Raw genomic sequence first — 13,969 nt, 5'->3', positions numbered from 1 at the left:
GACCCACGCGCTGCCGCAGACGCCCGTCCTCGACACGGCGGGGCGTCCCCCCTTCCCTGAGCGACGACGCTCACCATCGAAAGGCCGCACATGCTCTCCCTCGGGATCGTCGGCGCCGGGCAGTTCGCCGGCCAGTTCGCCACCCTCTTCAAGATCCACCCCGACGTCGACCGGGTCCTCGTCACCGACCTGCTCCCCGAGCGCGCCGAGGAGCTCGTCGCGCGCGAGCATCTCGACGGCGCCGTCGAGTCGTTCGACGCGCTCCTCGAGACCGACGTCGACGCGGTCGCGCTGTTCACGCAGCGCTGGACCCACGGTCCGCTCGTCGTCCGCGCACTCCGCGCCGGCAAGCACGTCTACTCGGCCGTGCCCATGGCCGTCTCCGAGGAGGAGATCGCCGAGATCATCGACGCGGTCCGCGAGACCGGCCTCACCTACATGATGGGCGAGACCAGCTACTACAACCCCGCCACGGTCTTCGCGCGGAAGAAGGTGGCGGAGGGCGCGTTCGGCCGGATCTTCTACGCCGAGGGCGACTACGTCCACGACATGGACCTCGGCTTCTACGCCGCGTACCAGTACAGCGGCGGCGAGGACTGGAAGCGCACCGCCAGCTACCCGCCCATGCACTACCCGACGCACTCCATCGGCGGCGTCCTCGGGGCGATCCCCGGCCACGCCGTGAGCGTCAGCTGCATCGGCGTGCGCGACGACCGCGGCGACGGCGTCTTCGACCGCGAGGTCAGCCAGTTCGACAACGACTTCTCGAACGCGACCGCCCTGTTCGAGCTCGACAACGGCGGCGTGATGCGGATCAACGAGATGCGCCGCGTCGGCTACCCGTCGCAGATCCGCGAGTCGCGCTTCCGCTACTTCGGCACGGAGGCGAGCCTCGAGCAGATCGCCACAGTGAGCGTCTGGCAGGACAAGCACGACGTGACCGACATCTCGCACGAGCTCACGACGCAGCCGAGCATGTCGCTCGACGACCCGTCGCTCGCGCACGTCGCGCCGGAGCTCCGCGAGGCGTTCGTCTCCGGATACGCGCCCGTGCACGACGAGGACCGCCTGCCGGAGGTGTTCCACGGCGTCCCGAGCGGCCACGAGGGCAGCCACCACTTCCTCGTGGACGACTTCGTGCGCGCGGTCGTCGACCGCACCCTGCCGCCCGTGAACGCGTGGGTCGCCGCGCGGTACACGATGCCCGGCATCGTCGCCCACCGCTCGGCGCTGCAGGGCGGGGAGCGGCTCGACGTGCGCGACTTCGGCGACGCCCCGGCCGACCTGCCGACGCGGGCGACGGCCGACGCCGCGGAATAGGATCCCCCACAGGATCCCGCCGACCGGCAGAGGATCCCGCTGGCCGACGGGGATCCCGCCGACCGGCAGAGGATCCCGCTGGCCGACGGGGATCCCGCCGACCGGCGGGGATCCCGCCGACCGGCGCGGCGCCGGACCGCCGGTGCCCGGCCGGGCAGACAGGAGCGAGGCGCATGGCCACCTCGGCTCCCCGCCCCCGCGGCCAGGTCACGCGGGCCGACGTCGCCCGGTACGCCGGGGTGTCGACCGCGGTGGTCAGCTACGTCGTCAACGCGGGGCCGCGGCCCGTCGCCGAGGCCACGGCCGCGCGGGTGCGCGACGCGATCCGCGTGCTCGGCTACCGCCCGAACGCCAGCGCCCGCGCGCTCCGCACCGGCAGCACGCAGATGATCGGCCTCGTCGTGCCGGAGATCGGCAACCCGCTGTTCGCCGAGATGGCCGTGGCCGTCGAGCGGTCCGCCGCCCGCCGCGGCCACGCGCTGCTCCTCGTGAACAGCGACGGGGATCCGCGGGCCGAGCGCACGCTCATCCGCACGCTCACGGCCCGCCAGGTCGACGGGGTCATCGTCAGCACCATGCAGCACGGCAGCGGGGCCGCCGACCTCGCGACGCTCGGCGTGCGCGTGGTGCTCGTGAACACGTTCGCCGCGCACGACGGGGTCGACACCGTGGGCGTCGACGCTCGCGCGGGCGCGCGCGTCGGCGTGGAGCACCTCATCGAGCACGGCCACGCGCGCATCGGCCTCATCATCGGCGGCGCCGAGACCGAGGCGCGCGAGCGCGGCTGGCAGGACGCGACGCGCGCGGCCGGCCTCGCCGACGGGCCGATCGCCCGTGGGCCCTTCACCCGCGAGGGCGGCTACCGCGGTGCGCTGCGCCTCTTCGGCGGATCCGACCGGCCGACCGCGCTCTTCGCGAGCTCCGACATGCAGGCGATCGGCGCCCTCCGCGCGATCGGCGAGCTCGGCCTGCGGGTCCCCGAGGACGTCGCCGTCGTGTCCTTCGACGGCACCGACGAGGCCGAGTACGCGACCCCCCGCCTCACGGCCGTCCGCCAGCCGGTCGACGAGATGGCGGAGGAGGCCGTGACGCGCCTCATCGCCGCGGATCCCGAGCGGGCGCCGCACCACGCGTCGTTCACGCCGACGCTCGTGATCGGCCGGTCGTGCGGATGCCCGGCTCCGCCGGCGCCCGCCCCCGCCCCCGCCCCCGCCCCCGCCTAGAGCGGCGCCACGTCGAAGAGGACGCGCGCGCAACCCGCCGCCTCATCGTGCGTGATCCGCGCACGGACCCCGTAGACGTCGGCGATGAGCTCCGGCGTGAGCACCTCGCGCGGATGCCCGCCCGCCACCACGCGCCCCTCGCGCAGCACGAGCACGCTGTCGCAGAACATCGCGGCGAGGTTGAGGTCGTGCAGCGCGATCACCGTGGTGACCGGCAGGTCGCGCACGAGCGCGAGCAGCTCCAGCTGGTGGCGGATGTCGAGGTGGTTGGTCGGCTCGTCGAGCAGCAGCTCGCGCGGCTCCTGCGCGAGGGCGCGCGCGATGTGCGCCCGCTGCCGCTCCCCGCCGGAGAGCGTGCGCCAGGCGCGATCGGCTTTCGCCTCGAGGCCCACGTGCGCGATGGCGCGGTCGACGGCCGCGCGGTCCTCCGCGGTGTCGCCGCCGAGCAGCGTGCGGTACGGCGTGCGGCCGAGGCGCACGACGTCGCGCACCACGATGTCGACCTCGGTCTCACCGTGCTGGGTGACCGTCGCGACCCGGCGGGCGACGTCGCGGCGGCGCATCCCCGCGAGGTCGGCGCCGTCGAGCGTCACGCGGCCGGAGTCCGGCGACGCCGCGCCCTGCAGCAGCTTGAGGAGCGACGACTTGCCCGAGCCGTTCGGCCCGAGCAGCCCCACGGTGGATCCGGGGGCCGGCTGGAGCGTGACGCCGTCGACCACCAGCCGTCCGCCGCGCGACCAGCTGACGCCCCGCGCCTCGAGCGTCATGCGCGACCCCGGTTCCGCATCAGCAGCAGCATGAAGACGGGCACGCCCACGAGCGCCGTGCCCACGCCCACCGGCAGCGGCGTCGGCGCGAACGCGAGCCGCGAGAACGCGTCGACCCCGACCATGAACACGGCGCCGAGCACGATCGTCGCCGGCACCACCCGCGCGTGACGCTGGCCGAAGACGAGCCGCGCGGCATGCGGCAGCACCAGGCCGACGAATCCGATGGCGCCCGCGATGCTCACGAGCGTCGCCGTGAGGAGCGCGGTGACGACCAGGAGGATCGTGCGGGTGCGGCCCACGTGGATCCCGAGCGACGACGCCACCTCCTCCCCGAACGCGAAGGCGTCGAGCGAGCGGGCGTAGGCGAGGCAGACGACCGCGCCGACGAGGACGACCGAGACGCTGAGCCCCACCTCGTCCCAGCGCATGCCCTCGAGCGATCCGAGGAGCCAGAACGTGATGCCGCGCGTCTCGTCGGAGTCGGCGAAGGCGAACACCACGAGCGAGGTGAGCGCGGAGAAGAGCTGCGTGCTGGCGACGCCCGCGAGGATCACGCCCGCCGTGCCGCCCGACGAGAACCGCGCGAGCAGCAGCACGAACCCGAAGGCCACGAGCGCGCCGATGAAGGCGCCGCCGGACATGCCGATCGCGCCGCCGCCGAGGCCCAGCACGCCGATGAGCACGGCCCCGGTGGACGCGCCCGAGGAGACCCCGAGCACGAACGGGTCGGCGAGGGGGTTCCGCAGCAGCGACTGGAGCACCACGCCGCAGAGGCCGAGGCCCGCGCCGCAGGCGGCCGCGACGAGCGCGCGCGGGAGCCGCTCCTGCCAGACGATGGCGTCCTCGGAGACGCGCACCGGGATCCGCGCCAACCCCGCGTGGTTGAGCAGGATGTCGCGCACGTTCACGAGCGACACGTCCGCGGGGCCGAGCGTGACGGCGACGCCCACCGAGAGAGCGACCGCGACGATCCCGAGCACCACGAGCACCGCCACGCGCAGGGCGTGCGGCAGCAGCATGACCCGGCGGGCGATCCCCGCGAGAGGCGCGCGCGACGCCCGGGGCGCTCCCGGTGCCGCGGCGCTCAGAGCCTCGCCCCGCGCGCGTCCCACCAGGCCCGGATCTTCTCGAGCCCGTCGACGAAGCGGATGGACGGGTTCATCTCGGCGCCGTGCAGCGCCACCATGCGGTCCTCCTTCACGGCCGTGAGGTCGCGCGTGAGCGGGTCGCTCTTCAGGAAGTCGATCTTGTCCTGCAGCCTGTCGCCGGGGAACCGGTCCCGCTGGAGGTCGCCGAGCACGAGGATGTCCGGGTCCCGGTCGACGACGCTCTCCCACCCCGTCGCGATGAAGTCGTCGCGCGCCTCGGGGAAGGCGTCCGTGAGTCCGAGCTGCCGGGACAGGAGCGCGGTCGCCCCGAATCCGCCGCCCATGTACGGCGTCTTGGTGTCGGCGAACCAGTACATGACCTTCGCGCCGCCCATGTCCATGCCGTCGGTGGCCGCCGCCGCGCGCTGCTGGAGCGAGGAGACGAGCGCCTCGCCGCGGTCCTGCACGTCGAACACCTCGGCCATCTCGCGGATCTCCTGGTACAGCGCGTCGACCGTGAGCGGCGTGGTGCGCTGCCCGCCGCCGTTGATGCTGATGTCGGAGTCGCAGTCGGTGGGAGAGAGGTACGAGGGGATCCCCGTCTCGGCGAGCCGGTCGCGCGTGACGACGCCGCCCGTGCCGTAGTGGCGGCCGAAGGAGGCGGTGACGAAGTCGGGATCCGCGTCCAGGAGCACCTCGTAGGTGGGCGCGTTGTCGGCGAGGCGCGGCACCTGCGCGTTCGCGTCGGCCAGCGAGTCGAGCACCGGATCCGTCCACGACGCCGTGCCGACCATGCGGTCCTGCAGCCCGAGCGACAGCAGGATCTCGGTGGAGTCCTGGTCGAGCGACACCACGCGCTGCGGCGCCTGGTCGATCGTCTCGTCGTGGCCGCAGTTCGACAGCGTCAGCGGGTAGGTCGTCGTCCCCTGGCCGGTCTCGGCGACCGACGCGGCCGGCACCTCCTCGGAGGCGCCGCAGCCGGTGAGGGCCACGAGCACGAGGCCCGTCACGGCGGTGGCGGTGAGGCGGGCGAGGGCGCGGGGCATGGGTCTCCTGGGGTCGAGGCCGGCGTCGACCCGGAAGGGAGCCCGGGCCGCCGGTAAGCATAGCCTTACCTCACCGACCGGCTCGACCCGTCTCCCCGACCGGGTCGACCTACCGCCGCGGTCGCCGGGCCACGACGCGGTAGACGAGCGCGAGGCCGATGACGAAGACGGCGTAGAGCACGAGCGACCACGCGGGTCGGACGAGGGAGAAGCAGATCACGCCGAGGACGAGCAGCGCCATCACCGCGACCCCGAGGGGGATGGGCTTCCGATGCATGGCGACGACCATACCGAGACGTCGGCGCCGGCACGTTCCCCGTGAGCAGCGGGCGTCGACGGCCGGATCAGCGCCCGCGCGCCACCGTCGAGCCGCGCACGAGCAGCTCGAAGCCCATCGTCTCGGTGCGGAAAGCGCCCGCGTCGGCGCCCCGCTCGATCCGCTCGGCCAGCATCTCGACCGCCCGCCGCGCGATGGCCCGGCGGCCGGGCGACACGGTGGTGAGCGGGGGCTGCGCGAAGCGGGAGTCGGCCGTGTCGTCGAGACCCGCGACGGCCACGTCCTCGGGCACGCGGAGGCCGCGCTCCTGGAGCATCCACTGGGCGCCGAGCGCGAGCGAGTCGTTGAAGCCGAAGACGGCGTCCAGCTCGACCCCGTCGTCGAGGAGGCGGGCCATCGCGGCGGCGCCGGACTCGCGGCGCCAGGGGCCGGGATCCACCTGCAGGCGCGGGTCGACGGGGATGCCGGCCGCGGCGAGCGCCTCCTCCGCGCCGCGCTGCCGGAGCGCGGATCCGGACGGCTCGTCGGCGTCGCGCACGCCGATGAGCGCGATGCGCCGGCGGCCGGTCTCGACGAGGTGCGCGACCGCGGCGTGCGCGGCGTCGCGGTCGGCGATGAGCACCTGGTCGGCGAGGCCCTCGAGGAAGCGCTGGCCGATCATCACGAGCGGCACGTTGAGGTCGATGACGCCCGCGTCCTCCTGGTGGAGCGCGAGCGGCTCGTAGATCACGCCGTCGAGCACCTGCCGGTGCAGGCCCGAGAGCGCGCCGATCTCACGGTCGCGCCGCCCCGCCGTGGTCTCGACGAGCACGCTGAGGCCGAGCTCGTCGGCGGCGTCGATGACGTCCTGCGCGAGCGGCGCGAGGTAGGCGCTGTCGAGCTCGGGGATCACGAGCGCGATCATGCGCGACCGGCCCGAGCGGAGATTCCGGGCGGACACGTTCATCCGGTAGCCGAGCTCGGCGACGGCGGCCTCGATCCGCGACCGCGTCTCGTCGCGCATGTAGGGGTAGCCGTTGAAGAAGTTGCTGACGGTCTTGATGGAGACGCCGGCGGCCCGCGCGACGTCGCTCATCGTGGCCGCCATCCGCTCTCCCCTCGTCCGGGCGCCCGCCGCGGATCCTCGTCCGGCCGCGGCGTGCGCCGCCCCAGCCTGCCATGCGGGGCGGGGCGGGTGGCGCCCCTACTTCACTGCGCCGCTGATGAGGCCGGCCACGTAGTAGCGCTGCAGCAGCAGGTAGAGCACGACGCACGGGAGCACCGTCACGGCGACGCCCGTCTGCATCAGCCCCCAGTCGACCGCGTTGTTCTGGCCGGCCGAGAGGATGTTGAGACTCACGGGCAGCGTGTACAGGCTCTGGTCGGTGATGAGGATCAGCGTCGCGAAGAAGTCGTTCCACGCCGAGAAGAAGGTGAGGAGCGCCGTCGACACGATGCCGGGGATCGCGATGGGCAGCATGACGCGGCGCATGGCCTGCAGCGGCGTGTTCCCGTCGATGAGAGCGGCCTCCTCGAGGCTGGCGGGCACGGCGGCGAAGGAGTTGCGCATGAGGAAGATCCCGAACGGCAGGTTGAAGGTGGCGAGCACGAGCGCGAGGCCCACGAGGCTGTTGTCGAGGTCGAGCTCGATGAGCGTCAGGAACAGCGGCGTGATGATCGCCTGGAACGGGATCATGAACGTGATCAGCACGACGAAGAACACGACGTCGCTCCCCCGGAACGGCAGCCGCGCGAACGCGTAGCCGGCCAGCGTCGAGACCACGACCGTGATGGCGGTCACCAGCAGCGACACGAACACGCTGTTGCGGAGGCTCGTCAGGAGGTCGAGACCGCCGGTCGGCGTGAGGAGCCGCTGCACGTTGCCGAGCCCGACCGACCCGTCCTGCGCCGTGAGCGCCGTGCCGAGCATGATCCCCAGCGGGTAGAGGAAGAGGAGCGCGACGCAGCCGCACGCGACGTACCAGGCGAGGCGCGGCATGGAGGCGCGGACGGCGCCGAGGCCGCGGGCGTCGCGTCCCCGGAGCTCCCGGGCTGGCGCGCCGTCGGCGGGGACGGAGGAGGCGGGGCGGGTGGGGGCCTGGGTGCTCATGCGTGGTCCGAGTTCCGGAGGAGCAGCATCTGGGCTGCGCTGACGAGGCCGAGGACGACCATGAGGATGATGGAGAGCGCGGCCCCGTAGCCGAGGTCGAGCCGGATGAACGAGGAGCGGTAGATCTCGTAGACCGCCGTGATGGTGCCGTTGTCCGGCCCGCCCGCGGTCATGATGTAGAACTGGTCGAACGCCAGCAGCGATCCGGCCACGCTGAACACCAGCACGAGCGCGAGCGTCGGCCGCAGCAGCGGCAGCGTGATGTAGACGAACCGCTGCCACCGGCTGGATCCGTCGATGTCCGCCGCCTCGTTCACCTCCTGCGGGATCGACTGGAAGCCCGAGAGCAGGAGCAGCATCTGGAGCCCTGCGGACTTCCACGCGACCATGCTCACGACCACGAGGAACGCGGTCACGGATCCGCCGAACATGTTCGTCGACACGTCCACGAGCCCGACACCTGCGAGCGCCTTCATCGTCGGCCCGATCACCGGCTGCCACATGAAGAGGAAGAGGTAGCTCGCGGAGGCGAGGCCGACGACCACGGGCAGGAAGAAGATCGACTGGAAGATCCGGGCGGTGCGCGTGCGGCGCTGGATGAGGAGCACCAGCACGAGGCCGATCACGAGGAGCACCGGGGTGACGATCGCCGTGTAGACGAGCGTGAAGCCGACGGCCTTGAGGAACGCGGCGTCCTGGAACGCCTCGACGTAGTTGGCGAGCCCGGTGAAGGCGCGGTTGCCCAGCAACGGCCAGGTGTACGTGCTCATCGCGATGGTGCGCATGAGCGGCCAGATGAAGAACGTCACGAGCATCACGAGCGCGGGCAGCACCAGCAGGATCCCGGTGCGGCGCCGCCTCCTCGCCATGCCGCCACGGTCGCGCACCGCGTTGCGGGCCGGGGACGCGACGGCGCCCTCCAGCCGGGTGATCACGGGTGCGGTCACTTCTCGCCCTCCTCGACGTAGACGACGGAGTCGAGGATGCGCTGCGCCTCGGCCTGGGCCTCGCGCTGCGCCTCCGGGATCGCGCCGCCGAACACGGACTGCGAGATCAGGTTGACCCAGACCCCGTTGTTGTCGTTGAACAGCTCGTTCTCGACCGGGCTGAACGGCACGTGGCCGACCCGGAGCGCGTCCGCGAAGACGGCGTAGCGCGGATCCTGCGGCACGTACACGTCGTCGAGCAGGTCGGTGCGGATGGGCACCACGGACTGCTCGGCCAGGATGGTCTGCGCCTCCTCGCCCGTCGCCCACTCGACGAACTCCCACGCTGCGTCGACGTGCTGCGAGCCCTCGAGGATGGCGAGGGTGTCGCCGCCGCCGAACGACGCGGATCCGCCGTCCTTCCCGGGCAGCGGGGTGACGCCGAAGTCGACCGTCCCGCCCGCGACGAGCGAGCCCATGGTGGCGGTGCCGTCGGCGATCATGCCGACCGTCCCCTGCTGGAACGCGGTCGCGGTGTTCGGGCCGGCGTCGGTGCGGGCGAGGGACGGCATGCTGCCGTCGGTCCACATCCCGCGGAGGAGCTCCAAGCCCTCGGTCACCTCCGGGCTGTCGAGGGTCGCGGTGCGGCCGTCGGCGGAGAGCACGTCGCCGCCGCCGCCCCAGATGAGCGGGGTGAAGCCGAAGATGAGGCAGCCGCCGCACGCGCCGGGGATCGAGTACCCGTAGGTGCTGTCGCCGAGCGCGGTGATGGCCTTCGCGGCGGCGCGGATCTCGGCGTGCGTCGTCGGCGGCTCCTCCGGGTCGAGACCCGCCTCGGCGAAGAGCGTCTTGTTGTAGAAGAGCACCGAGACGTCGCCGGTGAACGGCACCGCATAGGTGCGGTCGTCGAACGACGAGACGGACGCGTGCGCGGGACTGAAGTCGTCGGCGTAGCCGAGCGCGTCGACCCGGTCGGTGATGTCGACGAGCGCGCCGGCCTGCGCGAAGTACGGCGTGAAGACCAGGTCGAGCGCGGCCACGTCCGGCGGGTCGCCGCCCGCGATGGAGGTCGCGAGCTTCTGCACGTAGCTGGGCGACGGCACGAGCGTGATCTCGACCTGCGTCTCGTGCGTGGCGTTGTACGCCTCCGCGAGCGGCTCGACGAGCGCCTTCTCGTAGTCGCGGATCCAGAGCGTGACGGTGCCGTCGTCGGCGTCGCCCGCTCCCGCGGAGCATCCGGTGAGCGCGAGGCCCGTGATCATGAGGGTCGCCGCGGCGCCCAGCCTCGTCGTGGTCCGCTTCATCGCGCTCCTCGTGTCCGTGACGTGTCGGCCCCGAGAGGCTCGGCCGCAGGGCCGCACGCGCCGCCATGGCGCCTTCTACATCGTTGTACTAGATTATGTGCATCGATGTACTGCTCGTCAAGGGCGAGTCGACGAGGGCCCGGCACCGCCGCCGCGCCCGCACCCCGAGAGCCGAGGATCCCGATGACCGCAAACCCCTCCGCCGCACGTCCCGCCGTGATCGGCGCCGTCCAGGGCTTCCCGCTCTCCGCCGTGCGCCTCTGCGACGGACCGCTCCGGCACGCGCAGGTCACCGACGTCGAGTACGTGCTGCGCCTCGATCCCGACCGGCTGCTCGCGCCCTACCTCCGGGAGGCGGACCTCGACTCCACCGCGCCGAGCTACGGCAGCTGGGAGGCGATCGGCCTCGACGGGCACATCGGCGGCCACTTCCTGTCGGCTCTCGCGCAGCTGCACGCCGCCACCGGCGACCCGCGTCTCCTGCCGCGGCTCGAGCACATGCTCGACGTGCTCGAGCGCTGCCAGGAGGCGGCGGGCGACGGGTGGCTCGGCGGCGTGCCCGACGGGCGCGCGTTCGGCCGCGCCATCGCGCAGGGCCGCATCGAGGCGGACACCTTCGACCTCGAGGGCAGATGGGTGCCCCTCTACAACCTGCACAAGACGCTCCGCGGGTTGCTGCACGCGCACGAGCACACGGGATCCGCGCGAGCCCTCCGCATGGCCGCCGGGCTGGCCGACTGGTGGCTGGGCGTCTCGTCGCACCTCGACGGCGACGCGTTCGAGGGGATGCTCGCGACCGAGCACGGCGGCATGTGCGACGCGTTCGCGACGCTCGCGGGGATCACCGGCCGCGACGACCTGCTCGCCGAGGCGCGGCGGTTCGCGCAGCGCGCCCTCGTGGATCCGCTCGCCGCCGGCCAGGACGAGCTCGACGGGCTGCACGCGAACACGCAGATCCCGAAGGTCATCGGCCTCGAGCGCCTCGGCCGGATGACCGGCGACCCGCGTCTCCTGGCCGCATCGGACGCCTTCTGGGACTCGGTCGTGCACCGCCGCAGCGTCGTGATCGGCGGCAACAGCGTGCGCGAGCACTTCCACCCGTCGCGCGACTTCGCGCCCATGGTGCTCGACGAGCAGGGGCCGGAGACCTGCAACAGCTACAACATGCTCGAGCTCGCGCGGCTGCGGTTCGAGCGCACGGGGGATCCGGCGATCCTCGACCAGGTCGAGCGCACGACGCTCGGCCACGTCCTCTCCACGCAGCATCCCGAGCACGGCGGGCTCGTCTACTTCACGTCACTCCGGCCGGCGCACCACCGCGTCTACTCGGTGGCGGAGGAGTCGATGTGGTGCTGCGTGGGCACCGGCATGGAGAACCACGCGCGCTACGGCGAGCAGGTGTTCGCGCACGCGGGCGACGACGCGCTGCTGGTCGACCTGTACGTGCCGGCCGAGCTGGACTGGGACGCGCGCGGGATCCGGGCGCGCATCGAGGGCGACGTGGTGCGCACCGGCGAGGTGACCGTGACCCTCTCCGCGGACGCGCCCGCCGACCTGGAGCTGAGGCTGCGGCGGCCGGGGTGGGCGACGTCGATGGAGGTGCGCGTGGACGGGTCCGCCCAGGTGGTCTCGCCCGTCCCCGGCGCCGGCTCCGCGCGCATCCGCCGCACGTGGTCGGGCGAGACGGTCGTGACCGTGCATCTCGGGATGGAGGTGCGGGCCGAGCGGCTGCCCGACGGGTCCGCGTGGACCTCGTTCCGTTACGGGCCCGTGGCGCTGGCCTCGCGCGACGGCGTCGCCGGGATCGCGGGATCGCTCGCGGAGGACTCGCGCATGGGCCATGTGTCGCCCGCGCCGAAGGTGCCGCTCGAGCGGACGCCCGTCATCACCGCCGAAGATCCCGCCGACGCCGTCACCCTCGTCGACCGCGCGTCGCTCGCGTTCCGGCTCGACGCCTGGCGGGATGGTGGGCCGGTCACCGTCCCGCTCGAGCCGTTCGCGGGGATCCACGACGAGCGGTACACGCTGGTCTGGCCGACGGGCGCGGATCCCGCGACGCGCGCCGCCGAGCTGCGCACGATGGACGCCGCGGGCACCGACACGGACGTGGTCGACGAGGTGGTCGCGGGTGAGCAGCAGCCCGAGGTGGATCACGGCTTCCGGGGCGAGGGCACGCGGGCCGGAGGCGCCGAAGGCGTGCACTGGCGGAGCGCGACCGGCTGGTTCTCCTACGAGCTGCGCGACCCGGACGGCACGGCGACCGCGGTGCGCGTACGACTGCGACGGGGTGACGACGTCGGCGGCGGTCAGTCGGTCCGCGTCGGCGACGTCGAGGCGGACGCGGTCCCGCGCGAGCTCGGTGGCGAGGCCGACGACGACGCGCTCGACGTGCGGATCACCGACCGGATGCGCGCCGGGTCCCCCGCCGGGGCGGTCACGGTGTCGGTGCACGCGGTGCCGGGCGGTCGCACGCGGGACGTGCTCGGGATCCAGCTGCGACGCTGACCGCCCCATGACGAGGGGCCCGGACGATCCTGCCCGGGCCCCTCGCGTCGCGCGTCGCCGACTACGCGGAGACGGACGCCAGGTTCTTCTCGATGTGCGCGTGGAACGCCTGCAGCCAGCCGACGAGGAACTCCTCCGTGCCGGCGTTCGAGATCGCGCCCTCGGGCGAGATGAGGCCCTCGGTGGTCTGGATGTACGCCTCGGGCTGCGAGAGCTCGGGCGACGCGAGGAACGACAGGATGCTGCGCAGGTGCTGTTGCGCGACGGCCGTGCCGACCGCGCCGATGGACGTGCCGATGACCGCGCTGGGCTTGCCCTGGAACGCGTTCTCGCCGTAGGGGCGGCTCGCGAAGTCGAGCGCGTTCTTCAGCACGCCGGGCACCGAGCGGTTGTACTCGGGCGTGACGATCATGACGGCGTCGACGTCGGCGATCTGCGCCTTGAACGCGTTCGCGACCTCGGGGTAGTCGCCGTCCATGTCCGCGCTGTAGAAGGGCAGCGGCGCGATGGGGATCTCGGTGAGCTCGAGGTCGGCCTGGGCGCCGAGGCGCTCCAGCGCGAGCGACAGGGCCCGGTTGATGGAGGTGGACGACAGGCTGCCGACGAGGTAGCCGACGCGGTAGGTGGTGCTCATGGGGTGCTCCTTCTCGCACGGATCAGTTCCATGCGCGCGCATGGAGCCTAGCGCCGGCGGGTGGGCGGATCCCGGAGTCGTCGCGGAACGGATCCATCGACGCCGCGACCGCGCACGAGCGCACCCGGAGCGGGACGCCTCCCACGCCATGTGGACCGCCGACGCGCTCGGCCGACCGGATCCGTAGCGTCGCGCCCAGCGCCCGGACCCGCCCCGACGGAGGGCGGCGGCGGCCCTCCCCGCGATCGGAGAACCGTGAACCTCTATCTGCGCCTGCTGCTCATGCGCCTCACCGCCCGCCGCCGGGGACGCCTGGGCATCTGGGACACCGCGCGGACGGCCTTCCGCGTGCTCCCCAACGACCTCGACCTGTTCGGCCACATGAACAACGGGCGGTACCTCACGATCATGGACGTCGCCCGCCTGGACCTCCTCGTGCGCTCCGGCCTGTGGTCCCGGGTCCGCGCGCGCGGCTGGTACCCGGTCGTCGCGGGGCAGACCATCACCTACCGCCGCTCCCTCACCCTCGGGCAGCGGTTCGTCGTCGAGAGCCGGGTCCTCGGCACGCACGACAGGTGGTCGTACGTGGAGCAGACCTTCCTCGTCGGGGATCAGGTCGCCGCGCGCGCCGTGGTCCGCAACCGCTTCCTGCAGGAGGACGGCGGGACGGTGTCGGCGGCGGAGCTGGACGAGCTCGTCGGCCCGGCCCCCGACGACACGCGGATGCCGGACTGGGTCGCCGACTGGACGAGCTCCACGCGCACGATCTGACGCGGCACGCAGCCCT

13 protein-coding genes are annotated in these 13,969 nt (G+C 73.0%); 4 read left to right on the top strand and 9 right to left on the bottom strand.

Going from position 1 to position 13,969, the window contains the following annotated elements:
* The first annotated feature begins 90 nt into the window (after positions 1-90).
* A complete protein-coding gene (locus NL142_RS01680) occupies positions 91-1,320 on the top strand; it encodes a Gfo/Idh/MocA family protein (RefSeq protein WP_435080709.1) in 1,230 nt (409 codons plus the stop codon).
* Positions 1,321-1,493: 173 nt separating this feature from the next.
* On the top strand, positions 1,494-2,543 hold the full coding sequence (locus NL142_RS01675; protein WP_435080708.1) for a LacI family DNA-binding transcriptional regulator: 1,050 nt from the start codon (positions 1,494-1,496) through the stop codon (positions 2,541-2,543).
* Here NL142_RS01675 and NL142_RS01670 read toward each other — a convergent pair.
* The 8 genes from NL142_RS01670 to NL142_RS01635 all read right to left on the bottom strand — a co-directional run bounded on the left by NL142_RS01670 (position 2,540) and on the right by NL142_RS01635 (position 10,043).
* The gene (locus NL142_RS01670; RefSeq protein WP_194683656.1) at positions 2,540-3,310 is read right to left on the bottom strand and encodes an ABC transporter ATP-binding protein; all 771 of its coding nucleotides are present in this window, start codon (positions 3,308-3,310) and stop codon (positions 2,540-2,542) included. The genes NL142_RS01675 and NL142_RS01670 overlap by 4 nt on opposite strands.
* Positions 3,307-4,332: a FecCD family ABC transporter permease gene (locus tag NL142_RS01665; RefSeq protein WP_435080707.1), complete on the bottom strand. Its 1,026-nt coding sequence runs from the start codon at positions 4,330-4,332 to the stop codon at positions 3,307-3,309. Before NL142_RS01665 ends, NL142_RS01670 begins: the two co-directional genes overlap by 4 nt.
* 65 nt (positions 4,333-4,397) lie before the next feature.
* Positions 4,398-5,447 (bottom strand): ABC transporter substrate-binding protein, encoded by a 1,050-nt coding sequence (locus NL142_RS01660; protein WP_435080706.1) that lies wholly within the window; start codon positions 5,445-5,447, stop codon positions 4,398-4,400.
* 109 nt (positions 5,448-5,556) lie between these two features.
* A complete protein-coding gene (locus tag NL142_RS01655; RefSeq protein ID WP_435080705.1) occupies positions 5,557-5,724 on the bottom strand; it encodes a hypothetical protein in 168 nt (55 codons plus the stop codon).
* A 67-nt stretch (positions 5,725-5,791) separates the two neighbouring features.
* On the bottom strand, positions 5,792-6,799 hold the full coding sequence (locus NL142_RS01650; protein ID WP_435080704.1) for a LacI family DNA-binding transcriptional regulator: 1,008 nt from the start codon (positions 6,797-6,799) through the stop codon (positions 5,792-5,794).
* 108 nt (positions 6,800-6,907) lie between these two features.
* Entirely contained in the window at positions 6,908-7,813 is a 906-nt protein-coding gene (locus tag NL142_RS01645; RefSeq protein ID WP_435080703.1) for a carbohydrate ABC transporter permease, read from the bottom strand.
* Complete coding sequence (locus NL142_RS01640; protein ID WP_435080702.1) at positions 7,810-8,760, bottom strand: carbohydrate ABC transporter permease; 951 nt, start codon at positions 8,758-8,760, stop codon at positions 7,810-7,812. The genes NL142_RS01645 and NL142_RS01640 overlap by 4 nt, the downstream gene beginning before the upstream one ends.
* Positions 8,757-10,043 (bottom strand): ABC transporter substrate-binding protein, encoded by a 1,287-nt coding sequence (locus NL142_RS01635; RefSeq protein WP_435080701.1) that lies wholly within the window; start codon positions 10,041-10,043, stop codon positions 8,757-8,759. The genes NL142_RS01640 and NL142_RS01635 overlap by 4 nt, the downstream gene beginning before the upstream one ends.
* 183 nt (positions 10,044-10,226) lie before the next feature.
* On the opposite strand from NL142_RS01635, the gene NL142_RS01630 reads away from it, so the two are divergent.
* Complete coding sequence (locus NL142_RS01630) at positions 10,227-12,548, top strand: beta-L-arabinofuranosidase domain-containing protein (RefSeq protein ID WP_435080700.1); 2,322 nt, start codon at positions 10,227-10,229, stop codon at positions 12,546-12,548.
* A gap of 61 nt (positions 12,549-12,609) precedes the next feature.
* Here NL142_RS01630 and NL142_RS01625 read toward each other — a convergent pair whose 3' ends face one another.
* A complete protein-coding gene (locus NL142_RS01625) occupies positions 12,610-13,182 on the bottom strand; it encodes an NADPH-dependent FMN reductase (RefSeq protein ID WP_435080699.1) in 573 nt (190 codons plus the stop codon).
* 255 nt (positions 13,183-13,437) lie between these two features.
* Here NL142_RS01625 and NL142_RS01620 point away from each other — a divergent pair, with 255 nt between their 5' ends.
* Positions 13,438-13,953, top strand: coding sequence for a thioesterase family protein (locus tag NL142_RS01620; protein ID WP_435080698.1), 516 nt, complete (start codon positions 13,438-13,440; stop codon positions 13,951-13,953).
* The last annotated feature ends 16 nt before the right edge of the window (positions 13,954-13,969 follow it).

The sequence above is a fragment of the Clavibacter quasicaliforniensis genome (genome assembly GCF_051201715.1).
Classification (GTDB): domain Bacteria; phylum Actinomycetota; class Actinomycetes; order Actinomycetales; family Microbacteriaceae; genus Clavibacter; species Clavibacter seminis.
This window is presented reverse-complemented; position numbering and strand designations above follow the sequence as displayed.

Coding starts and splice junctions, on each gene's coding strand:
- NL142_RS01655 (WP_435080705.1), bottom strand. CDS start 5,724: ATGCATCGGAAGCCCATCCCCCTCGGGGTCGCGGTGATGGCGCTGCTC.
- NL142_RS01665 (WP_435080707.1), bottom strand. CDS start 4,332: ATGCTGCTGCCGCACGCCCTGCGCGTGGCGGTGCTCGTGGTGCTCGGG.
- NL142_RS01645 (WP_435080703.1), bottom strand. CDS start 7,813: ATGAGCACCCAGGCCCCCACCCGCCCCGCCTCCTCCGTCCCCGCCGAC.
- NL142_RS01660 (WP_435080706.1), bottom strand. CDS start 5,447: ATGCCCCGCGCCCTCGCCCGCCTCACCGCCACCGCCGTGACGGGCCTC.
- NL142_RS01670 (WP_194683656.1), bottom strand. CDS start 3,310: ATGACGCTCGAGGCGCGGGGCGTCAGCTGGTCGCGCGGCGGACGGCTG.
- NL142_RS01630 (WP_435080700.1), top strand. CDS start 10,227: ATGACCGCAAACCCCTCCGCCGCACGTCCCGCCGTGATCGGCGCCGTC.
- NL142_RS01675 (WP_435080708.1), top strand. CDS start 1,494: ATGGCCACCTCGGCTCCCCGCCCCCGCGGCCAGGTCACGCGGGCCGAC.
- NL142_RS01625 (WP_435080699.1), bottom strand. CDS start 13,182: ATGAGCACCACCTACCGCGTCGGCTACCTCGTCGGCAGCCTGTCGTCC.
- NL142_RS01635 (WP_435080701.1), bottom strand. CDS start 10,043: ATGAAGCGGACCACGACGAGGCTGGGCGCCGCGGCGACCCTCATGATC.
- NL142_RS01650 (WP_435080704.1), bottom strand. CDS start 6,799: ATGAGCGACGTCGCGCGGGCCGCCGGCGTCTCCATCAAGACCGTCAGC.
- NL142_RS01680 (WP_435080709.1), top strand. CDS start 91: ATGCTCTCCCTCGGGATCGTCGGCGCCGGGCAGTTCGCCGGCCAGTTC.